Below are 22,213 nucleotides of genomic sequence, written 5' to 3' on the forward strand. Positions count from 1 at the left end.
ATTTTAATCGTGGAGAAGAAAAAATTCTTTCCGTGACTCTTACCACTGACTTAACTGCTGGGGTATTCTAAATACTGTCTTCTGACTCTTTTTTATCAGGAATCTTTTGACTAATTTTATTTTTTTTAATTTCGCTACCAGTAAAAACCTGTTAAAAAGTAAAGATATAAAATATACTAATAATAAATAAATACAGAGAAGAACAAAGTAATTCTCTGGGAGTACTCATTTTTTAATTTAAGGGAGCGCATCATGGAATATCTGGCTTATTCTCACATGTTTATTGCTCAAGAAGAGGCATCTGGAAACACCAAATCTCAATGGAATTGGAAAAAACTTTTTAAATCTTCCGACATAGTTATTGCTCAAGAAGAGGCATCTGGAATCACCAAATCTGAATGGAATTGGAAAAAACTGCTTAAATCTTCGGCTTGGTTAGCTTTAGCTGGCGTTGGTGTATTACTTGTTGCTGTTACCCAAATTGAAATGAGTTCGGCTGCATACGTAAAGACTAACGGCAGTTGTTTACGTATCCGTACAGGACCAAGCAGCAACTACTCTTATGTGGACTGTGTACCAAATGGCGCAACACTTCCAGCGATTGAAAGCTATGAAAACGGTTTTGCTAGGCTTTCTACGGGTAGATACATTTTTGCCCGATGGATTGGTGATAAACCTAACAGTCCTAGTGTGACTAGACCCGGTGGTGTTGGCGGTTCGGTGATTCTTACCCCTGGTTCTAAAGGTCTGCTTGTGAGAGACGTTCAAACAGCTTTAGGTAATCTTAGAGTTGACGGAATTTACGGTCAAGAAACTGTTAGCCGAGTCCGAAGCTTTCAGTCAAGTAAAGGTCTACTTGTAGATGGTGTTGTCGGCCCCGAAACTCGATCATCTCTGGGTATTTAGCCAGAAGCTACCCATTGAAAATCTGGGAGCATCTCAATCTCGTAAAAATATACGCGACTGACGCAAAAACCCTTGCAAATCCTCTTCCCTTTGTGACGGTAGTCGCTACAACGGCGAGGCAGTCCGTTGGGCGAATACCCGGATTTAGGTTCAAGTTTCTGATGAAAGACCTAAGTAATTTTGTACAATCTGCAAAATGCGCTTTGCTGCATGACCATCGCCAAAGGGATTGATGGCATTTGCCATTGCTTCATAAGCATCTGAATCACTGAGTAACTCCGCAGCAGCCGCAAAAATGTTCTGACTCGTAGTGCCTACAAGTTTAGCTGTACCAGCTGCAACAGCCTCTGGTCTTTCGGTAGTGTCTCTCAAAACCAGTACTGGTTTTCCTAAACTGGGGGCTTCTTCTTGCAAGCCACCAGAGTCAGTGAGCAAAAGATGCGATCGCCCAATTGCTCCTACCAATTCGCCATAATCTAGAGGTTCTGTCAAGAAAATTCGGGGATGATTCCCTAAAAGTTCCTGCAACGGGACTCGCACTGTCGGATTGCGGTGCAATGGTAGCAGCAAAGCTGTATCAGGAAACTTGTCTAAAATTTGTAAAAAGCCCTGAGCGATCGCTAACAGAGGTTCTCCCCAATTCTCCCGGCGATGAACTGTTGCCAACAAAACGCGATATGATTCCCAGTCTAACCCTGGCACATTGCAGACTGCTTCGGTTGCAGCTACATTCAACAGCGCATCAATTACCGTGTTACCCGTCATGTGAACTTCACCCAAAACACCAGAACGGTGCAAATTTTCCACAGCCCAAACAGTCGGCGCAAAGTGCAACTGAGTAATTTGAGAAATCAACCGCCGATTAGCTTCTTCTGGATAAGGATTGAATATATCATCAGTTCTTAACCCTGCTTCTACATGACCGACAGGGATTTTTTGATAAAAAGCTGCCAAAGCTGCGGCAAAAGCCGTGGTAGTGTCTCCCTGCACCAGCACTAAATCAGGCTTTTTCTCCTGGAATAACGCTTCTAACCCTTGTAAACTGCGGCAGGTAATATCATTTAGAGATTGCCGAGCCTGCATAATTTCCAAGTTATAATCTGCCTTGATGTTGAACAGCTGCATAACTTGCTCAACCATCTCCCGATGCTGTCCAGTTAGAATTACTTGCAACTCAAAACCTGAACACTTCTGGAAAACCTGAATCACTGGGGCTAGTTTAATCGCTTCTGGACGAGTACCCAAGATAATGCAAACGCATTTTTGATTAGTCATTTGTCATCTGTCATCTGTCATTTGCCAATAGTCAATGGTTTATGGTTAATAGTCAATAGTTGGCGGTCAATGATCACATAAACCATAAATGACACAAGATATCAAAAAACCCAGCTTAACCGGGCAAATGCACTGTTTCTCGAATTCACTTTAATACATCTTGATCACACAAGTTCAAATCCCAAAGAGCATGAAAAAACCCGGCTTAACCGGGCAGACACACTGTTTGTCGTATTTACCTGTAATGACTACTTAATCTCACAAGTTAAAGGGCAAGCAGCGTACACAGTAGTCTGCATTTGGTCTGCCTCTCCATGCAGCCAGCTTAACCATTTGATTTGATTAGGATGAACTCCTTTAAGAGTTAGCACACCCGCAGCGAATACAACGGCGATGACATTAAACATGATTAAAGCGCCTGCTACAAGCAAAACAGCACTAACAGGCATCACAGATTGCAAAACAATTGACAACAGACATCCGACCGTCGCCATTAAGACAACTAGTGGAAAACCGACAACCAACAAGCATACTGCCAATGTAAAAGTCCATATCAAAAAGCTTTTAATCATCAACAAGGAGTAGGTCTTTCCTAGATTAGAGCTTTGAGCAGAAACCACGACTTTTCCTCCCATAATATAGACAACAAATTTTAATTTCAGTCAGTTCTCGCTTTTGGCGAGTAAACTAATTCCTTTCTCAGTGAAATTCAGTATATAAAAACTAATCGGGAAAATGAGCATTTGTTTACTAAAGTTTACAGTTAATTTTTTGCAATTATGAATTGAAATTCAAATTTCTATCTATTAAAAAAACTTATTTTCTGCATCCATCTTCAGATATATAACCTAAAAGGTATGAGCTTTTAACCTTGATCCCCAGGATGTTGCTCCTATTCAACTTAACATTTCTTATAAAAATTAGTAGTGACTCTCATAATTAATAGATGGGCTGAATAAATGATCTGCTAGTATTTGTGCTGTTAATTGCTGGCAATTCATGTCCATGCTTGAGAGAAATTTCTCATCTAAGTCCTGAGAATATTCATGTTTGATTAAAAGTATTCTAAATTACTAAAAATCTACATATATTTACTGGGGCTTTTTGAGTGCCTATGTGTGTTAAACCAGGTTAGATAGGTTAAATACCTTCTCTAAATTTTCTGAGTAGTAGAATTTTAGGTGAAAAAAGATACAAATTAAGGTGGATAAAATGGATTGACCGTGGTTTTAGAGTTTCAATCGCCTCCCATCACCGCCGGGGCTTGCACGCAAGCATTTTCCAAAAGTCATCGAAGCAAGTGACTTGACTTCTCGCTAATTCAACTTTTTAACTGCCAAATTTTAAGATATATGACAGAATCACAATCTCCATTAAATTCTAACCCTGCTGCCGGACGCAACCTGCCACCAATGCCCCCACCAATGCCGCCACCACCACCACCAACCTCTAGTACGCAGCGACAGATGACACAAACGTTGGATATGTCAATGGATAGGAGCGCCAACGCTCCTGTTGCAGGTCATCGTCCGGTTAGTCCACCGCCAATACCTAGTTCAGTTCGCCCTCAAAACAGTATTCCACAACTGACTTTAGCGCAGTTAATCAGGCTAGCTTACGATCAGGGATATTCTGACTTGCATTTGGGTGTAGGTGAAATACCCCGCTTCCGCAGCCGAGGAGAAATTCAATCAACGGATTATCCAGAAACAGATAAAGAAGTTTTTATGAATTGGTTGCGGGAGGTGATGAGTGAGGGAGAAATTCAGCGCTTTGAAGAAACCTTAGAATTTGACGGAGCAACTCAGTATGACTTTGCTCGCGTGCGGATTAATGTTTTTGGCTCCCTCAAAGGGCCTGCAATGGTGTTGCGGTTGATTCCACTGAAAATCTTAACTATGGAACAGTTGAATTTACCCCCAATTTTTCGGGATATTTGTCATTATCACAAAGGTTTAATTTTGGTGACTGGGCCCACTGGTTCAGGTAAGTCCACCACAATGGCAGCGATGGTTGACTACATCAATAAAGAGATGGCCAAGCATATCATCACCATTGAAGACCCGATAGAATTTGTTCATCAAAGCCGCAAGTCTTTAGTCAAACAGAGGGAAGTGGGAATGCATACCCGAAAATTTGACAACGCTTTGAAAGCAGCTTTGCGGGAAGATCCAGATTTGATTCTGGTGGGAGAAATGCGGGATAAGGAAACAGTTAACACCGCTCTAAAAGCCGCTCAGACTGGTCACTTAGTTATGGGAACACTGCACACCAATAGCGCTGTCAAAACCATTGAGCGGATTCTCAATCTCTTCTCTGGTGACGAACAGGATGCAATGCGGGTGGCAATTTCTGAGTCTTTAGTGTCAGTAATTGCTCAAGGTTTGTGTCGCACAACTGACGGCAAGCGGGCTGCTTTCCACGATGTGCTGATCAATACTGAGGCTATTAAAGAATGGATCAAAGATGGTAAGTATGATGAAATTGGCGAGTTGATGAAACAAGCTGGGTTTGACGGCATGATTACGATGAATCAGTCGTTGCTCAATCTCTATCAAGATGGTCGCATCACTGAAGAGACTGCTTTAGAAATGTCACCAACTCCTAACGAAATGGCGCAGTTTCTCCGAGGTCGAGTTTAAGTCTGGCTATCTGCTGTATAGTGACCGGAGAAAGGCAGAAGGCAGGAGGCAGAAGGAATAAAATATAGTTTTGCCCTCTGCCACAGGGTTTAAGATCCCCGCGCTCACGGTAGTTCAGTGGCTCCTTTCTCAGAAGGTGTCGAATACTATTAGGACTTACGCAAAATATCTCTCAAACTCTGATTTCTCTGTGTCCTCTGCGCCTCTGTGGTTCGTTATTCCGTAACTTGTGCGTAAGTCCTAACTATAAATCAATATGGTTCAGTTAAAGCCAAAAACCAAAACCAATGTCGGTTGGATTGACGACCAATCAAACAGTTTCACAATTCTATGCGATCGCTAATTTTTATTTAATCTTAATCAGCTCATTAAAACTAAAATCAAGCCTCGTTCCACAATATAAGCACTTACCAACATAATTGCTGGATGAGGAGCAGAATTACTTTATAAAACTTTACTCACATTAAATAATAAAAATTCGCAATAAGTCTGATAGTATATCTTCAGGCTTATTGAGATAGATATTCATTAAGTCAATGCTCAATTTTAGCTATTTCAAACTTTCTCAGGAGGTAGCGCCATGACAAGGATGGCTGTTCAAACACCGGAGTCGATTCCCTGGTGGGCAGGGAACGCCCGGTTAACCAACCTCTCAGGACGACTTTTGGGCGCTCATGTTGCTCATGCGGGGTTAATTGTCCTGTGGGCTGGTGCAACAACCCTTTTTGAACTTGCTCATTTCAACCCAGCGCAACCAATGTACGAACAGGGGTTGATTTTATTGCCCCATTTAGCAACCCTCGGCTGGGGTGTAGGAAGTGGTGGACAGATAGTAGATACCTATCCTTACTTCGTCATTGGAGTATTGCACCTAATTAGCTCCGCCTTCCTGGGACTTGGCGGCATCTTTCATGCCCTACGTGGTCCCGCCATCTTAGAAGAGAGATTTTCCTTCTTTGGCTATCGCTGGGAAGATGCTAATAAAATGACCACTATTCTGGGTATTCACCTAGTATTGCTGGGTTTGGGAGCAGGCTTACTGGTTGCCAAAGCCATGTTCTTTGGCGGCTTGTACGATTCTACGGTGGGTGAGGTGCGCGTAGTTTCTAGCCCTACTTTGAACTCCGTCGTCATTTTTGGCTACTTATTTGGTGGTGGTGGCAAGCATTGGATTGCTGGAGTTAATAACCTGGAAGACTTGGTTGGTGGTCACATTTGGGTCAGCATTCTCTGCATTGCTGGCGGTATCTGGCACATTACTACTCAACCTTTCGGCTGGGCAAAGCAGCTTTTTATCTGGTCAGGAGAAGCATACCTTTCTTACAGTTTGGGTGCTTTAGCTCTAATGGGTTTGATTGCTGCCTATTTTGTCTCCGTCAACACACTAGCTTACCCACCGGAATTTTATGGGCCAGCCCTGAGTATTGGGTTTGACCGTTTTCCCTATTTCCAAAGTGGAGATTTACTGTCCTCTCGCGTTTGGCTGGCGAACGCTCATTTCTGGCTAGGTTTCTTCTTTCTTCAAGGGCATCTCTGGCACGCTTTACGCGCTGCTGGATTTGACTTTCGCACTTGGAGAGTTATCCGTTCGACTCGTGGGGAGGCAATCTAAACAATGGCAACTGCAACGATAACGACCCAGGAATCCGGTTGGTGGGCTGGTAATGCCCGGTTCATTAACCTGTCGGGTAAGCTTTTGGGCGCTCATGTTGCTCATGCTGGGTTGATTGTCCTTTGGGCAGGAGGAATGACCCTATTTGAAATCACCAAATACGACCTCTCCCGACCGATGTATGAGCAGGGGTTAATTTTGCTGCCTCATCTAGCAACCTTAGGATTTGGTGTTGGCGATCGCGGCCAAATTGTTGATACCTATCCTTATGTTGTCATTGGTGTTTTACATCTGATTAGTTCCACCGTACTAGGTGCTGGTGGCATTTACCATGCCGTTCTAGGCCCAGCAGTGTTGGATGATAACCCGTCTTTCCCTGGCTTGTTTGGCTACGACTGGAAAGATGAAGACAAGATGACCACTATCATCGGCATTCATTTGCTGTTGTTGGGATTCGGGGCATGGTTATTGGTGGCAAAGGCGCTGTTTTGGGGTGGTCTTTATGATCCGGCAGTGGCATCTGTACGAGTGATTACTGAACCAACTGTTAACCCTGGTCGCATCTTTGCCTATCTCTTCGGTGCTTTTGGTAAACAGGGGATGGCAGCAGTTAATAACCTAGAAGATGTCATCGGTGGACATATTTGGGTAGGAATACTCTGCATTGCCGGAGGTTTTTGGCACATTCTCACCAAGCCTTTTCCTTGGGCGAAAAAGGTACTGTTTTGGTCTGGTGAAGCTTACCTATCCTATAGCCTGGGCGCTCTGGCTTACATGGGTTTGTTGGCAGCATATTTTGTGACGGTAAATGATACCGTTTATCCCACAGTTTTCTATGGCCCGCTAGGACTGAGTACTACTGCATCGGGAGTGATTACAATTCGTACTTGGTTAGCAACCAGTCACTTTGCTTTGGCAGTTGTATTTCTAGCTGGTCATATCTGGCACGCTTTGAGGGTGCGTGTCATAGCCGCTGGACTTAATTTTCAGCAGGGAGTTATCAATCCTGCGGGGAGTCCTGAAATCGGGAATTTCGACACCCCGGTAAATGCTTCTGATATCACCCTGAAGTTATTGGCAAATCTTCCTATTTACCGTCAAGGGTTGTCTCCTTTTTCACGGGGGCTGGAAATTGGTATGGCGCACGGCTATTTCTTGATTGGCCCGTTCGTCAAACTAGGCCCGTTGCGGGATACAGAGTTGGCGAATCAAGCAGGGCTACTTGCGACAATAGGTCTGGTATTGATTTTGTCTATTTGCTTGTGGTTGTATGGTAGTGTGTCATTTCAAAAACACAAACCTGCTCAAGGGGAACTACCGGAAAACATGAAAACGGCTAAGTCTTGGAGCGAGTTTAATGCTGGCTGGACAGTGGGTAGCTGTGGAGGTGCTTTGTTTGCCTTTCTGCTGTTAACCAATAGCAGTTTGTTTTTCTAAGTTGCATCAACTTGTGTGAGGTTTATTTAGAGGACGAATAGCTATTGTTGCATAAGTCCTTTTGATTGAGCGCAAAACTATTTATCAGGTGACAATATGTCGAAAAAAATCGGTCTGTTTTACGGTACTCAAACTGGTAATACTGAATCTGATGCTGAAAAAATTCGGGATGAGTTTGGTGGTGATGTTGTAACATTACATCCCATTTACGAAGCGGATACTACCACTTTTGATGAGTATGAATTGCTGATTATTGGCTCTCCCACTTGGGATATTGGTCAGCTTCAGAGCGATTGGGAAAGCTTTTTCCCCGATCTGGATGAAATAGATTTTAAAGGTAAGCTGGTTGCCTATTTTGGTGATGGAGACCAATATGGCTATAGCGATAACTTCCAGGATGCAATTGGAATTATCGAAGAAAAAATTTCCAAGCGGGGCGGTAAAACTGTTGGCTACTGGCCAACTGAGGGTTATGACTTTGAGAATTCTAGAGCTTTGAGAAATGGCAAGTTTGTCGGATTGGCACTTGATCAAGGTAGTCAATCTGAGTTAACAGACGAGCGAATTAAAGCTTGGGTTTCTCAGTTGAAGACAGAATTTGGTTTGTAGAAAGTCTTGGCGAAGGTCATGAGACTATTGGCAATTCACTCTCTTGTTAAACCCATCATCCCTAAAACCTCGCTGAGAGCGTTGCTTTCCCGCCCTGCAATAAATTCCGGGCTAATAGCTAAAGTGCGTTTTAACTCACTGAAATTAAGATTGATTTGGGCTGATGGGTTAGACCCCCGATCAATTCGCCAACAGTCTAATGGAATTCGCGTCTACACAAACAAAGTCTCAGGAAAAAGAATTAAATAACATACAATTTATGTCCCTGGCTTACCTCACCCTCAATCCCTCTCCTTATAAAGGAGAGGGAGGCTAGAGACAGGATGAAGTTTTGCATTTTATTTAATCCACGTTCCTAAGGAAAAATTGAGCGTTTGAAACCCACCTCCGTGGGTAAAGCCTCGTGTAGTTGCGTTCGCGTCAGCGTGCCGGAGGCTCTATTCTATCCGCCCTTTTAACGTTAAGTTGACTGAAATTGATAATTTAGAAGTTATGGGTATTTATGTCTGATTCATTTGATGTTTTGTGGTTAAGTGCTAGTCCTGTTTTGCAGCGTTTTGATAAACCATTACTTGATTACTTATCTGGGTATATAAACGTCGCCCAGTGGGAATACCAGCAAACCAAAGATGAAGCTAGTTCGATAGATCAAGCTGTGGAGTTGCTGTATGAGTTTTTAGAATGGCGCGATCGCCCCGTGCATCTAGCGGGACATGGTATCAGTGGTGCGATCGCCTTAACCTTTGCTCGTCGATTTCCCCAAAAAGTGCGATCGCTCACCCTCCTGGCTGTAGCAGCTCAACCTGCAAACAATTGGCACGCTCACTATTACTTTCAACGACAACTTTTTAGCATCAGTCGTGAACTAGTTTTGGCAAGCAGCGTTCGCAGTCTTTTTGGAAATCAACCACCTCATACCACTAAGAAGTTAGTAGCTGCCTTAGATAAAGATTTAGAACAATCTCCATCGTCACACTCTTTATTTAAGTTGGTTTATTTACCCAAAGGTGGAGTTTCTATGCCAATGATGGTATGTGGTAGCAAGAGTGATCCGGTAGTCAGCCCACCTGCATTGCATGACTGGTTGAATTGGCTTAAGCCAGAAGATAAACTCTGGGAATGCCCACAAGGGTATCATTTTTTTCACTACTTCTATCCTCAACAGGTTGGCGAACAGATTTTGAGTTTTTGGCAACGCCACCATCCGCATTTACTGGAAGCATCTCCACTATCTTTTAGCACTTCCAAATAATATTCATAAAGGCAGAACGCAGAATAACCCACGCTTAAAAACTAATATTTGCTTGCAGCCAAGAGTAGTTTTAGCGGTGATAGTTACTATTACCGCTCCGCTTGCGTTGCCTATTTTTCTTCCAGTTTTGATAATTACATTTTGTAAAGAGATACCCTAAATAAGAATTACTTTCAATAGACTAAATTTGTAATCTCAATAATTGGTAATTAGCTATCAATAAGCAGAGGATGTGGCAAGAAGTCATATCTGACGACGATCGGTGATGTCTACGGTGAATTGTCAGAATCTTTCCTCTCTCAGGTAAAAGCTTCGCGTCTACTGTAGTAGCACTCACCCGACATTTCACTGCTGAAATCAGAACTAATTAATTGAGTATTATTATTAACAAATACTAATTTGCTTAACAATGCAGACATACGGCAATCCCAACCTCAAATTTGATTGGTGGAATGGTAACGCCCGCTTCGCCAATCTCTCTGGCTTATTTATCGGCGCTCATGTGGCACAAGCAGCGCTGACGACGCTCTGGGCTGGGGCGTTTGTTTACATGGTTTGAAATCTCTCGCTTCAATCCCCAAGTGCCTATGGGCGAACAGGGGCTGATTTTGCTTCCCCACTTAGCCACCTTGGGTTTTGGTGTGGGCGCAGGTGGTCAGGTAGTCGATACTTACCCTTATTTCGTTATCGGCGCTTTACACTTAATTTCTTCTGCTGTGCTTGGTGCAGGGGCACTTTTCCACACCTTCAAAGGTCCAAAAAACTTAAAAGACGCCACTGGTCGCGCTCGGAAATTTCACTTTACATGGGACGACCCAAAAAAACTTGGGTTCATCTTAGGACATCACCTGATTTTCTTAGGAGTAGGTGCTTTACTCCTGGTAGGAAAAGCCATGTTCTGGGGAGGACTGTACGACTCAACAATTCATGATGTTCGAGTTGTCACCGACCCTACTCTCAACCCCTTGGTCATTTATGGCTATCAAACTCACTTTGCCAGTGTTAACAACTTAGAAGATTTAGTAGGTGGTCATATCTATGTAGGCTTGTTACTCATTGGCGGCGGTATTTGGCACATCCTCATAGAGCCTTTACCTTGGGCGAAAAAGCTTTTAATCTTCTCCGGTGAAGCCATCCTTTCCACTCTTTAGGCGGTATTGCCTTAGCTGGATTTGTTGCAGCTTACTTTTGTGCGGTGAATACTTTAGCTTATCCCGTGGAATTTTATGGCCCTACCTTGGAAGTAAAACTCGGAGTTAGCCCTTATTTTGCCGACAGCATTAAGTTAGCTAATGGTGGTTACACTTCCAGAGCATGGTTAGCAAATGCCCATTTCTTCTTAGCTTTCTTCTTCTTGCAAGGTCATCTGTGGCACGCCCTACGAGCAATTGGCGTTGACTTTAGGCAAATTGAAAGGGCATTAAATGCCATAGGTAGCGAATCGTAAAACAATTTTGGATTTTAGATTAGACAATCTAAAATCCAAAATTCCAAATGCTCATAAAGGTATTTAACTATGACAATCTCAACTGATAGAACCTTAGCAGCAGACACAAATTTATCGTGGTTAGTGGGTAATGCCCGTTTAATTGATTTATCTGGTCAATTATTAGGCGCTCACATTGCTCATGCAGGCTTAATTATGTTTTGGGTAGTGGTCTGAAAGATGGTAGCTGGACTCCTTTAGGAATGGCAAGTGTTGATAACTTAGAAGATGTCATTGGTGGTCACATTTGGATTGGCTTCATCTTAATTACTGGTGGCATTTGGCATATTTTTGTGCAGCCTTTTACGTGGGTTAGACGAATTTTACCAATTGAAAATGGTGAAGAAATTCTTTCTTATAGCTTGCTAGGTTTAGCTTTGATGGCTTGGATTTCTGCCGCGTTTGTGGGATATAACACGACAGTTTTTCCAAGAGAGTTTTACGGTTCAGAACGTCTAGGATTAGCAGATATTCAGTTCTTCCTTGGTGTAGTGGCCTTCTTAGGTTATGTTTGGCACTCTTGGCGATCGTCGCGTCAAGCTAATAATTAAGTTTCGCTCAAGTCTAGCTAAATAAAGTCCGATGCCTGCGGTTAACAGCAGTGGACTGCGGGCATTTTTTTGGAATTTTTATGAGGATAGCTAATGTTAACTATGATTTTGTGCGCCTTTTGCACTTGGACAATAATGATTCTATTTATTGGTAGTGTGTGGCTAACCTTGAGAAAAGGGATAATTCATTTAAAAACGCTGCATCAAATTCCCTGCTCTGGTTGCGAATATTTCACCAACGACTACCGCCTCAAATGTACTGTCCACCCAAAAAAAGCTTGTTCTGAGGAAGCGATCGCCTGTATTGATTTTGAGCCGAAAACTTCTGCCTGTAATGCTTGCAACAAAGGCCGGCGAAAGCTTTGTTAAATGATTCTTCGGTTATTTTTATGGAAAACTAAGTTCAAAATCATTGAAAGCCTTATCCTATAGGCATTTCATTTAAAAACAAGAGCATAATTTTTTATAACCCTTCCCCTGTAAGGGTTTTGTTATAATCAATCCTCACTCACCATAAAAAGAGCGAAAGAGCCTATAGCGGTTCTCACTTGAGTGATGTACAACAACCCCACCCCCAACCCCCTCCCCGCTCTTCGAGAGAGGGCTATGATGTACTTCATGTGATTAGGAAACGCTATATATACACAGGGTGATATTATGACAAATCTAACCCAAGAAGAGATCAGATTAGCAGAAGCATTGAGTCACAAAGCTCATTGGCGTAGATGGGGGACATATTTGAGCGATCGCGAATGGGGAACGGTGCGCGAAGACTACAGCCCCAATGGTACAGCTTGGGACTACTTCACTCACGATCAGGCTCGTTCTCGCGCCTACCGTTGGGGTGAAGATGGTATTGCTGGCATTTGTGATAACCATCAACGGCTTTGTTTTGCGATCGCACTTTGGAATGGCGAAGATTCTATTCTCAAAGAAAGAATTTTTGGTCTAACTGGTAGCGAAGGGAATCATGGAGAAGATGTTAAAGAATATTACTTTTATCTAGACAATACCCCTACCCATTCCTACATGAAAGCGCTTTACAAATATCCCCAAAAAGCCTTTCCTTACTCCCAATTAGTCGCAGAAAATCAACGTAGAAATCGTCACGAACCAGAATTTGAATTACTAGATACAGGTATATTTGATGAAAATCGCTACTTTGATGTATTCGTTGAATATGCCAAGAATTCTGCTGAAGATATTCTCATCCAAATTAAAGTAGTTAACCGAGGACCAGAAGCAAAGACACTACACCTGTTACCTACTCTCTGGTTTCGTAATACTTGGTCTTGGAATGGGCATACCAGCAAACCTACTTTAAAAGAGGTCGAATCGGGTAATGGCTTTCATGTAGTTGAGGTGTTTCACTCAACTTTAGGTAAAAGGTGGCTGTATTGTCAGCAAGCAAACGAAATTCTATTTACAGAAAACGAGACAAATTATCAGCGCTTATTTGGCTCTCCGAATTCATCTGCCTATGTCAAAGATGGCATTAATGACTACATAGTTAATGGTAAAAAAGAGGCAGTAAATCCAAATAAAGTTGGTACTAAAGCATCTGCTAATTATTTATTAACAGTCGGTGCGGGTGAAACTCAAATTGTTAAATTGCGATTGAGTGATGTACCTGATTTAGGTGAGGCATTTGGACAAGAATTCGATACAATCTTTTGGGAACAAAAACAGGAAGCAGATAAATTTTATCAGCGCGTCACGCCATTTCCCCTCAGTGAAGATATGCGAAATGTGCAGCGACAAGCGTTTGCTGGAATGCTGTGGAACAAGCAATATTATCACTATGTTTTAGAGGATTGGCTGAAAGGCGATCGCAATACACCACCGCCACCTCCAGAACGCCAACAAGGTAGAAATCGGGAATGGTTCCATCTCTACAATAAAGATATTCTTTCTATGCCTGATAAATGGGAATATCCTTGGTTTGCGGCTTGGGATTTGGCATTTCATACTATTCCTTTGGCAATGATTGACCCCGATTTTGCTAAATATCAATTGGATGTTTTAACACGGGAATGGTATATGCATCCTAATGGGCAAATTCCTGCCTATGAATGGGCATTTGGTGATGTTAATCCCCCTGTTCATGCTTGGGCAACTTGGCGTATTTACAAGATTGAACAAAAGATATATGGACGAGCAGATAGACAGTTTTTAGAACGGGTGTTTCAAAAGCTGATGCTCAATTTTACTTGGTGGGTAAATCGCAAAGATGCTGAGGGTAACAACGTCTTTCAAGGGGGATTTCTCGGTTTAGATAATATTGGTGTATTTGACCGCAGCGCGGCTTTACCTACAGGGGGACACATCGACCAATCTGATGGTACTAGTTGGATGGGGATGTATTGTTTAAATATGTTAGCGATCGCTCTAGAATTGGCAAAGACTAATCCTGTTTACGAAGACATTGCTAGCAAGTTCTTTGAGCATTTCCTTTACATTGCCGATGCCATGAATAAAATGGGCGAAATGGAAGCCAGTTTATGGAATGATTCAGATGGATTTTACTACGATGTACTGAATTTACCTGAACGGCAAACTACCTTAAAAGTCAGGTCAATAGTAGGATTAATTCCTCTGTTTGCCATTGAAAGTATTGAAGCAGATACTTTAAAAATGCTTCCCGGTTTTAAAAAGCGATTGGAATGGTTCATCCAAAACCGTCCTGACTTGCGCCAAAATGTGGCTTGTATGGAAACAAAAGGAGTGGGTGCGAGGAGGTTATTGGCGATTGTTTCCAGAGATAAGCTCAAAAGTATTCTGCAAAAAATGCTGGATGAAAGTGAGTTTTTTGGACCTTATGGCATTCGGGCGCTTTCTAGATTTCATGCTGAAAATCCTTATATTTTTGATGTCAATGGTTCGCAATTTCGGGTGGATTATGAACCGGCTGAATCTAGTAGTGGTTTATTTGGTGGTAATTCTAACTGGCGCGGTCCCGTCTGGTTTCCAGTGAATTTCATCCTAATAGAATCTCTACAAAAGTTTCATTATTATCTAGGAGACGATTTCAAAGTGGAATGTCCTACAGGTTCTGGTCAAATGATGACACTTTGGGAAGTTGCATCAGAATTATCTCAAAGGTTAACCAGAATTTTCTTGCAAAATTCCTCTGGTCAACGTCCTGTTTATGGTGGAATCCAAAAGTTTCAAAATGATCCACACTGGCGAGATTTGATTTTATTCTATGAGTATTTTCATGGTGATAATGGAAGCGGAATTGGAGCTAGTCATCAAACTGGCTGGACAGGTTTAGTTGCAAAATTAATCCAGCAATTTGGTGAATATGAAGCACAGCATCAAGAAGCAGAAATAGAGAAGGATAAAGAAGCGATCGCTCTAATATAAGAACATCCAAATCTGATCCTCCCTAGCTCTCCTTAAAAAGGTTTGTCGTTACAAATGATGCGACGGGGCTATTTCGTTCTAGACATAAACCGCCCAGAACTAAAGTTCACAGGCTTTTAGCTAAAGTCCGTTAAAACGGACTATAACCCAATACAGTTCAGTTAAGGCTAAAAACTAAAATTGGCGTAGGTTGGGTTTCCTTAGGTCAACCCAACATTACTAGGATGTTCGTTGGGTTTCACTATTGCTCAACCCAACCTAATATTCTCTTAACCCAAGCGTATTGGACTATAACCTTTTCTCAGTCGTCTAAAGACGACTTTCGCTATTAGACTCAGAATTCATTCTGAGGCGAGCTAAATGATAATGAAATAGCCCGGGACGTAGAGGTATTAAACCCTTTAATTTACGATAAATTGATAACTACTATTACTTTATAAAATACACACTAACTCTATTAAAGAACAAGATTTACTTTCAGCCCTTGCGTTCAAACAAGAGAAGAGTACAAAGGTAAAGCAGATAGGAGTATAAAATTTAAGGTAATTCTCAGCGTAAACTAATTTAACTATTAGGAAATTAATTTATATTATTCTTATAGAAAGATTTGTAGAGTTGAGAATGCAATGAAATAAAAATATTTAGCAATCTTTTTGGAATGGCTGCCCTTAGGGATGCAACACAGGTAAGTTCAAATCAGCTAGAACTAAAGATGTAAGTAAGTCGGCAAGAAAATTTCAATGTCTGTAAACAAATATAAATTAACGTCGGGTGTGTCAGACGAGAATACGGCATCATCCATAATTCAAGGTGCGTTACGCTTTCAGCTAACACACCCTACAATTGAAATTTCTTAACATAGTTATAAATATTCCCATTTACTTATTTAGCAGTCCGATTTTATTGATAAAGCCTTTTTCAACACCTCAAACGCAACCAGAATAGTGAAGCAAATCAGAAAAATTTGGATAAATATAGACCCATTTTCTTTGCAGTCACGCCTCACGGTTGGGATTGCAGCATTTTCAGCTTTGGTATTAGGAAGCCTCGCTACATGGACTAGTTGGAAAATGCAGCAAATTTTAGTTGATAGTCATAAGAATAACATAGAAGAAATCGCCAAGCGCTTGCCGCGAGATGTGCAACTTTATAGTGAAATGATGCAACCTGAAACTGGGTTGCAAAAGGCTATTAATAACTTGGCAAATACCAACACATTATTATGGTTAAAAAGTCCTGATAATAAAATTTTGGTAAAATCTGCCACTTTAGATTTATTATCTGATACTACGGTAGCTGAATTAATGTCCCTGACTAAGATGCAGATTAAACCACAAGTTTACAAAGTAAACCAAAGCTACTTTGTTTTATCCGGTAATTCTGTGCAAGTGCAGGGAAAGTTACTGGGTGAGTTATTTGTAGTAAAGGATATTACCCGCGAACAGAGAACGTTTGTAGTAATGGTACAGAGTTTAGCTATTACTAGTGTTTTGGCAATTATTATCCTAACTACTGCGATCGCATTTTATATTAAGCGTTCTCTGCAACCTCTACGCCAGCTAAATCAAATGGCTTCTGCCATTTCTGCTGAAGATTTAGGACAAGCACAGCTATATCTTGATAATGCACCCAGCGAAGTTAAAGAATTAGCTCAAACTTTAACCATGCTGTTATCGCGTCTCTCCCAATCTTGGGAGCAAGAGCGAGAATTTGTGAGTAATGTTTCTCACGAGTTACGCACACCCTTAACAATTGTACATGGTTATTTGCAAAGTGTCTTGCGAAGACAGAATAACTTAACCCAAACCCAACAAGAAGCTTTAGAAACTGCTGCATCGGAAGCTGAACGTACTATCCGCTTGCTACAAGATTTACTTGATTTAGCACGAGCAGATAGCGGTTACTTATACTTTCAAATGAAACCTTATGTGCTGAATGACTTAGTTGAAGAAGTTGTAGTAATGGCAAAAAAATATAGCCATCGCATAATTACAATTGAGTCAAAAATTTATCCAATTGAGGTAAAAGCAGACTACAGTCGCCTCAAACAAGTATTATTGAATTTAATTGATAATGCTGTTAATTATTCTGAAGCTGATACACCCATAATTTTTCAGTTAAATCAGCTTCCAGACAAGGCAATTATTCAAATTTGTGATAAAGGTTATGGGATTCCTTTGCAACAGCAAGCACGGATTTTCGAGAGATTTTACCGCGTAGATGAATCCCGCTCTCATGCTACTGGGGGTTCTGGTTTGGGTTTATCGATTGTCAAGACACTTGTAGAAGGTATGGGGGGTAGTGTAAGTGTGCAATCAAAGTTAGGGGAAGGAAGTACGTTTACAATCAGTTTACCTACATATAGCAGTTCTATCTAACTTTAGGAGCAAAAATATGACAGCACATATCCTTTTGGTGGAAGATGAAGTCAAACTGGCGCGATTTGTCGAATTAGAACTTAATAGCGAAGGATACCAAGTAAGTGTAGCCCATGATGGCATCGCTGGTCTAACCCTGGCGCGAGACTCATCGCCAGATTTAGCGATTCTGGATTGGATGCTACCAGGACTGACAGGCTTGGAAATTTGTCGCCGTTTGCGAGCAACAGGCAGTACAGTACCAGTAATTTTGTTGACAGCAAAAGATGAAGTGAGCGATCGCGTGGCAGGATTAGATGCAGGAGCCGATGATTATGTGGTTAAACCCTTCAGCATTGAGGAACTACTAGCTAGAATTCGTGCCCATCTCCGCCGCACCCAAGAAACAGATGAGGATTTGTTGCAATTTGAAGATTTAAGCTTAAATCGCCGTACCCGTGAAGTTTTTCGGGAGAAACGAAGCATTGAGTTAACAGCAAAAGAGTTTGACTTATTAGAATATCTCTTTTCACATCCCCGTCAGGTATTTACTAGAGATCAAATTTTAGAGAAAGTTTGGGGTTACGACTTCATGGGTGATTCTAATATTATTGAGGTTTATATTCGTTATCTGCGACTCAAATTAGAAGAAAATAATGAAAAGCGTTTGATTCATACAGTTCGTGGTGTAGGTTATGCACTGCGGGAATAATCATCAGAAGGACTCAACCCCAACTCTAGGAGACGCTACGCGAACGGGGAATTCAAAATTCAAAATTACAATCCCTATAAATAAATTTAGTTGCTCTGTATCATGAGTCTGTTTCGGTCAGAAGACAGAATTCAGATTAAACTTGGACAATTGATTGCTCCTTGAGGAGAATTACCTTGTAAGGCTTGTAAAATATTTTGAGATGCCTCTAGAGCAATGTCACATCGTAAATCATCGACCGCAGATCCTAAATGAGGAGTAAAAAAGGTTTGGTCTTGTTTCTCTAACAGAGATGGAGGAATTTCCGATGGGCGATCGCTACGGGACCAATCTTCTAGTTCAAAGACATCAGCTGCATAACCTGCTAAATGTCCAGAGGCTAAAGCCTGACTGACTGCTTGTTCATCAACTACTGAGCCGCGACACGGATTGATTAAGAAACTCCCTGGTTTCATCCGTGCTAAAGATGTCTCATTTATCAGATGAAACGTTTCCGGTTGCAGAGGAACCATTAGCACGACAAAATCACTAGTTGCCAATAGCGTATCTAGGCAAACCTGTGACAAACACCAAGCTGCTGCTTTTTCCTGGGGTAAAGGTATCGCATCGGTGTAAATCAGGTTCATTTCAAAACTGGAAAGCCGTTGAGCCAGGGCTTGCCCCAGACTGCCCATTCCAACAATTCCTAATGTCCGGTTTGCTAATCCCATACCGTATAAATGCGGTCGCCAACCTGCAAAGGTGCCTTGACGAATTAAGCGATCGCCTGCTAACATCTGACGGGCTAATCCGATGATCAGTCCAATCGTCAACTCAGCCGTTGGCACAGCTAATAAGCTAGGCACAATCGTGAACCAAACACCTTGACGGGTGCAGGCATCAACATCAAAATTATCGTAACCCTTCAATGCTCCGGCGATAATCTTCAATTTTGGACAAGCTTTCACAAACGCCTCATCGATTTGATCTGGCATAAAAACCATCAAAGCATCAGCATCCTGCGCCAACTTGAGAATTTCTTCACGCGGTAAAGTCTCTCTGGTGGGATTTACAACTACCTCACAATACTCGCTTAAGTTTGTCATAATTTCCGGGTGAACCCAGTGCGTAATTACAACTTTGGGTTTCATCAGCAACCTCCTAGACTAAACGTTTCCTGAGATAACTACTAAAACCATCAACCAGAATCACCATCAGCAAAATTACTAGCAGCACTGCTGAAACTTCCCGGTAATTGATCAGGCGAAGTGCGCCAATTAGCTCAAACCCGATGCCACCAGCCCCTACCGCTCCCATAACCGTGGAGGCACGAAAGTTATATTCCCATCGATAAAGGGTCAAATCCATCATTTGCGGTAACACCTGCGGCAAAATCCCGTGGTAGATTACTTGCACCTTGTTGGCTCCAGCAGCTCGTGCTGCTTCTAGCGGCGCTTCGTTGACCAGTTCGATGTATTCTGCAAAGAATTTGCCAACCATGCCGATAGAGTGAAATCCCACCGCCAACGTTCCTGGTAGTGCGCCAAAGCCAACAGCTGCCACAAAGATAATGCCCATAATTAGCTCTGGTACGGAACGCAAGCCGTTGAGAATCAACCGTGAAACTTGAAATAACAACGGATGGGGAGTTGTATTGCGAGCTGCTAATAAAGATAGAGGCATTGAGAAGACAATGGCGATCGCGGTACCTGCAATACTCATAGCCAGCGTATCAAATAAAGGTTGGCCCCAGTTTCGGGCATCACTGAAATCTGGAGGCAGCATTTGATGCAGCAAGTTTAAGATACTGGGAACCCCATCTGAAAGCCGTTTTCCGTCCAAAAGTCCAACCAGGAAGCAACAGACAATGATCACCAAAAGTGCGATCGCGCAGGTTACTATCGTTTGATACCATTGCCGCCGTTGTTGCTTCAGTACCTGCTCGAAGGCTGGTTTAGGATTAGGAAGTGTTAAAAAATCCCTCGTTTTATTTGGAACTGGCATAGTCTACAACTGGAGTCATAATTTTCTTAAAAAGCTGCATTTTCAGAAATCAATCAACAGCCCCCTCTCGAAGAGCGGGGAGGGGGTTGGGGGTGGGGTTCTTGTATCTCACTCAACCGATAACCGCCACTCTGTCAATCTAGTAATAAATTACTTTTGCAACTTAGCGATATCAATCTTAAGAATTTTTGCTAAATCTCTGATACTATCATAATCTTTATCTTTAGCTGCTCCAAAACCATCAGCTTTAAAGGGTTTAAGAATCTCTTTATCCTTCAATTCCAAAAATGCTGCACGAATTTTTTCTTTCAATGTAGGTGCTAAATCAGAACGCATTGTCCACGGATATTCAGGATACTCTTTCGACTCTGCAATCACCTTGACTTTACTAGAATCAATTACTTTGCGTTCAATTAAGGATTCAAAGATAGGTTTACTCAAACCACCAACTTGAGCATTACCATTTTGAACCGCCAATGCTACAGCATCATGTGAACCTGTAAACGCTTCTTTATAGTCTTTTCCACCGGGTTGCAATCCGCTATTTGCCAGCATTGATTTAGGAATCAAATGGCTGGAAGTGGATGCTTGATCTCCAAAGGCTACGGTTTTACCCTTGACTTCTGCCAGTGACTTGACACCGCTAGCTGTGTTAGCGATGATCACAGATTGATAAGTAGTTTTGCCGTTTTTCTTCAAAGCTGCAAATGGCTCAATATCGCTCTTTGTTTTCGCCAAAACGTAAGATAGTGGCCCAAAATAGGCTAAATCAACACGCTTATTGCTTGCGGCTTCAATCATCGAGGAGTAGTCAGTTGTAACGACGAGTTCAATCTTTTTTTGGAGCTTTGTCTCCAGATACTTTTTAAATCCGTCATTTTTTTTAATCACAGTCGAAGGAGATTCATCAGGCAATAAAGCGACTTTCAAAGTTTGAGGGTCAGCCGACTCTGATGCAACTACTGGACTATTCCCAGAACCTGATTGCTTATTTGCGGATTGGTTGCTGGGAGTTTGACAACCGATTAAGGTAGCCATAATTAGCGTCATTGAGACAAGCGATCGCTTGTTTAATAAAACAGTCATTCAGGTTCTCCTAAAGTAATGTAAAAAGAGTTTTGTTAGGCGTTAGGAATTAATCGTTTCCCGAAAGCCTTCATAGTGAGAATTATCTTTGTCACTATAGAGTTGATTTAATTCGTAGCCACTGATATCTGCTGGCTTACCATCTAAGATAACCGTTCCCTGAGATAGTCCAATAATTCGATCCGCGTAAATTCTAGCGAAATCAATCTGGTGCAGACTGATGATTGCGGAAATTCCATCTTCTTGACAAGTCTGACGCAGAAATGAGAGGACTTTGTGAGCGCTAGTGGGATCAAGACTAGCAACAGGCTCATCTGCCAAAATCAATTGTGGCTGTTGTGCTAAGGCGCGTGCAATCCCCACCCGTTGCTGCTGTCCTCCACTCAGCGCATCCACCCGCGTCAGTGCTTTATGCAAAAGCCCAACCCGATCTAAACACTCTAAGGCAATATACTGATCTGCTTTGGGCAAAGGGAAGAAACTTCGGAGTGTTGAATGATAACCTAAACGACCCACCAACACATTCTCAAGAGCGGTTTGCCGACTAATCAGTTGATGCTGCTGAAAAATCATCCCTGTGCGCTTGCGATGTTCATACAACACATTCGGGTTATGCAGATTTCCCAATCCTTCAACTACCACAGTGCCAGTTGTGGGGCGATTAAGATAGTTAAGACAGCGCAGCAAAGTTGATTTACCAGAACCCGATGCTCCCAAAATAACAGTGAATTGCCCTTTAATAAAGCTAAGAGAAATAGGTTGAAGCCCTACTATTTTGCCTTGATAAGTCACACTTAAGTGGTCAAGTTGAATCATATTTCCTAGCCATTTTGGGGACAAAACCTAAGAGGATGAATGAACAAGTATTATTGCTAACATCAAAAGCTCAGAAACCTAACCCCCCTAGCCCCCCTTCCCTACAAGGGAATGCAGGGTGGA

At 42.1% G+C, this 22,213-nt stretch carries 16 protein-coding genes and 2 pseudogenes; 12 read left to right on the top strand and 6 right to left on the bottom strand.

Annotation, left to right across the window (positions count from 1 at the left end; genetic code table 11):
- The first annotated feature begins 252 nt into the window (after positions 1-252).
- Positions 253-906, top strand: a complete 654-nt coding sequence (locus V7K31_RS11110) for a peptidoglycan-binding domain-containing protein (RefSeq protein WP_335094370.1) — start codon at positions 253-255, stop codon at positions 904-906.
- A gap of 150 nt (positions 907-1,056) precedes the next feature.
- Here V7K31_RS11110 and wecB read toward each other — a convergent pair whose 3' ends face one another.
- Positions 1,057-2,181 carry a non-hydrolyzing UDP-N-acetylglucosamine 2-epimerase gene (gene wecB / locus V7K31_RS11115; protein ID WP_335094372.1) on the bottom strand — a complete coding sequence of 375 codons (1,125 nt, stop codon included), beginning with the start codon at positions 2,179-2,181 and terminating at the stop codon, positions 1,057-1,059.
- Between the two features lie 248 nt (positions 2,182-2,429).
- A complete protein-coding gene (locus V7K31_RS11120; RefSeq protein ID WP_335094373.1) occupies positions 2,430-2,801 on the bottom strand; it encodes a hypothetical protein in 372 nt (123 codons plus the stop codon).
- Positions 2,802-3,533: 732 nt separating this feature from the next.
- Here V7K31_RS11120 and V7K31_RS11125 point away from each other — a divergent pair.
- The 11 genes and pseudogenes from V7K31_RS11125 to V7K31_RS11175 all read left to right on the top strand — a co-directional run bounded on the left by V7K31_RS11125 (position 3,534) and on the right by V7K31_RS11175 (position 18,205).
- Positions 3,534-4,823, top strand: coding sequence for a type IV pilus twitching motility protein PilT (locus tag V7K31_RS11125; RefSeq protein WP_335094374.1), 1,290 nt, complete (start codon positions 3,534-3,536; stop codon positions 4,821-4,823).
- Between the two features lie 589 nt (positions 4,824-5,412).
- Positions 5,413-6,435, top strand: coding sequence for a chlorophyll a/b binding light-harvesting protein (locus V7K31_RS11130; RefSeq protein WP_335094389.1), 1,023 nt, complete (start codon positions 5,413-5,415; stop codon positions 6,433-6,435).
- Positions 6,436-6,438: 3 nt separating this feature from the next.
- The gene (locus V7K31_RS11135; protein WP_335094375.1) at positions 6,439-7,872 is read left to right on the top strand and encodes a chlorophyll a/b binding light-harvesting protein; all 1,434 of its coding nucleotides are present in this window, start codon (positions 6,439-6,441) and stop codon (positions 7,870-7,872) included.
- A gap of 96 nt (positions 7,873-7,968) precedes the next feature.
- Positions 7,969-8,481 (top strand): flavodoxin FldA, encoded by a 513-nt coding sequence (gene fldA, locus V7K31_RS11140; RefSeq protein WP_335094377.1) that lies wholly within the window; start codon positions 7,969-7,971, stop codon positions 8,479-8,481.
- 502 nt (positions 8,482-8,983) lie between these two features.
- Positions 8,984-9,733, top strand: a complete 750-nt coding sequence (locus V7K31_RS11145) for an alpha/beta fold hydrolase (RefSeq protein WP_335094378.1) — start codon at positions 8,984-8,986, stop codon at positions 9,731-9,733.
- A 409-nt stretch (positions 9,734-10,142) separates the two neighbouring features.
- Positions 10,143-11,180: pseudogene (locus V7K31_RS11150) on the top strand (chlorophyll a/b binding light-harvesting protein).
- A 69-nt stretch (positions 11,181-11,249) separates the two neighbouring features.
- Positions 11,250-11,770 (top strand): annotated as a pseudogene (locus tag V7K31_RS11155) (hypothetical protein).
- A 93-nt stretch (positions 11,771-11,863) separates the two neighbouring features.
- Positions 11,864-12,139, top strand: a complete 276-nt coding sequence (locus tag V7K31_RS11160) for a hypothetical protein (protein ID WP_334942499.1) — start codon at positions 11,864-11,866, stop codon at positions 12,137-12,139.
- 288 nt (positions 12,140-12,427) lie between these two features.
- Entirely contained in the window at positions 12,428-15,136 is a 2,709-nt protein-coding gene (locus tag V7K31_RS11165; protein WP_335094379.1) for an MGH1-like glycoside hydrolase domain-containing protein, read from the top strand.
- 944 nt (positions 15,137-16,080) lie between these two features.
- Entirely contained in the window at positions 16,081-17,514 is a 1,434-nt protein-coding gene (locus V7K31_RS11170; RefSeq protein ID WP_335094380.1) for a sensor histidine kinase, read from the top strand.
- A 16-nt stretch (positions 17,515-17,530) separates the two neighbouring features.
- A complete protein-coding gene (locus V7K31_RS11175) occupies positions 17,531-18,205 on the top strand; it encodes a response regulator transcription factor (RefSeq protein WP_334942505.1) in 675 nt (224 codons plus the stop codon).
- 131 nt (positions 18,206-18,336) lie between these two features.
- Here the strand turns inward: V7K31_RS11175 and V7K31_RS11180 are convergent, their stop codons facing one another.
- The 4 genes from V7K31_RS11180 to phnC all read right to left on the bottom strand — a co-directional run bounded on the left by V7K31_RS11180 (position 18,337) and on the right by phnC (position 22,090).
- Complete coding sequence (locus V7K31_RS11180; RefSeq protein WP_335094381.1) at positions 18,337-19,335, bottom strand: phosphonate dehydrogenase; 999 nt, start codon at positions 19,333-19,335, stop codon at positions 18,337-18,339.
- A 10-nt stretch (positions 19,336-19,345) separates the two neighbouring features.
- On the bottom strand, positions 19,346-20,188 hold the full coding sequence (gene phnE, locus V7K31_RS11185) for a phosphonate ABC transporter, permease protein PhnE (protein WP_335094382.1): 843 nt from the start codon (positions 20,186-20,188) through the stop codon (positions 19,346-19,348).
- 150 nt (positions 20,189-20,338) lie between these two features.
- Entirely contained in the window at positions 20,339-21,274 is a 936-nt protein-coding gene (gene phnD / locus V7K31_RS11190; protein ID WP_335094383.1) for a phosphate/phosphite/phosphonate ABC transporter substrate-binding protein, read from the bottom strand.
- Between the two features lie 42 nt (positions 21,275-21,316).
- Positions 21,317-22,090 (bottom strand): phosphonate ABC transporter ATP-binding protein, encoded by a 774-nt coding sequence (gene phnC / locus V7K31_RS11195; RefSeq protein ID WP_335094385.1) that lies wholly within the window; start codon positions 22,088-22,090, stop codon positions 21,317-21,319.
- Positions 22,091-22,213 lie beyond the last annotated feature (123 nt).

Source organism: Nostoc sp. (assembly GCF_036917675.1).
Classification (GTDB): domain Bacteria; phylum Cyanobacteriota; class Cyanobacteriia; order Cyanobacteriales; family Nostocaceae; genus Nostoc.

What these genes read in the sequence shown, in the direction of transcription:
- V7K31_RS11110 (WP_335094370.1), top strand. Translation starts at nt 253, where the DNA reads ATGGAATATCTGGCTTATTCTCACATGTTTATTGCTCAAGAAGAGGCA.
- wecB (WP_335094372.1), bottom strand. Translation starts at nt 2,181, where the DNA reads ATGACTAATCAAAAATGCGTTTGCATTATCTTGGGTACTCGTCCAGAA.
- V7K31_RS11125 (WP_335094374.1), top strand. Translation starts at nt 3,534, where the DNA reads ATGACAGAATCACAATCTCCATTAAATTCTAACCCTGCTGCCGGACGC.
- V7K31_RS11130 (WP_335094389.1), top strand. Translation starts at nt 5,413, where the DNA reads ATGGCTGTTCAAACACCGGAGTCGATTCCCTGGTGGGCAGGGAACGCC.
- V7K31_RS11135 (WP_335094375.1), top strand. Translation starts at nt 6,439, where the DNA reads ATGGCAACTGCAACGATAACGACCCAGGAATCCGGTTGGTGGGCTGGT.
- fldA (WP_335094377.1), top strand. Translation starts at nt 7,969, where the DNA reads ATGTCGAAAAAAATCGGTCTGTTTTACGGTACTCAAACTGGTAATACT.
- V7K31_RS11145 (WP_335094378.1), top strand. Translation starts at nt 8,984, where the DNA reads ATGTCTGATTCATTTGATGTTTTGTGGTTAAGTGCTAGTCCTGTTTTG.
- V7K31_RS11160 (WP_334942499.1), top strand. Translation starts at nt 11,864, where the DNA reads ATGTTAACTATGATTTTGTGCGCCTTTTGCACTTGGACAATAATGATT.
- V7K31_RS11165 (WP_335094379.1), top strand. Translation starts at nt 12,428, where the DNA reads ATGACAAATCTAACCCAAGAAGAGATCAGATTAGCAGAAGCATTGAGT.
- V7K31_RS11175 (WP_334942505.1), top strand. Translation starts at nt 17,531, where the DNA reads ATGACAGCACATATCCTTTTGGTGGAAGATGAAGTCAAACTGGCGCGA.
- V7K31_RS11180 (WP_335094381.1), bottom strand. Translation starts at nt 19,335, where the DNA reads ATGAAACCCAAAGTTGTAATTACGCACTGGGTTCACCCGGAAATTATG.
- phnE (WP_335094382.1), bottom strand. Translation starts at nt 20,188, where the DNA reads ATGCCAGTTCCAAATAAAACGAGGGATTTTTTAACACTTCCTAATCCT.
- phnD (WP_335094383.1), bottom strand. Translation starts at nt 21,274, where the DNA reads ATGACTGTTTTATTAAACAAGCGATCGCTTGTCTCAATGACGCTAATT.
- phnC (WP_335094385.1), bottom strand. Translation starts at nt 22,090, where the DNA reads ATGATTCAACTTGACCACTTAAGTGTGACTTATCAAGGCAAAATAGTA.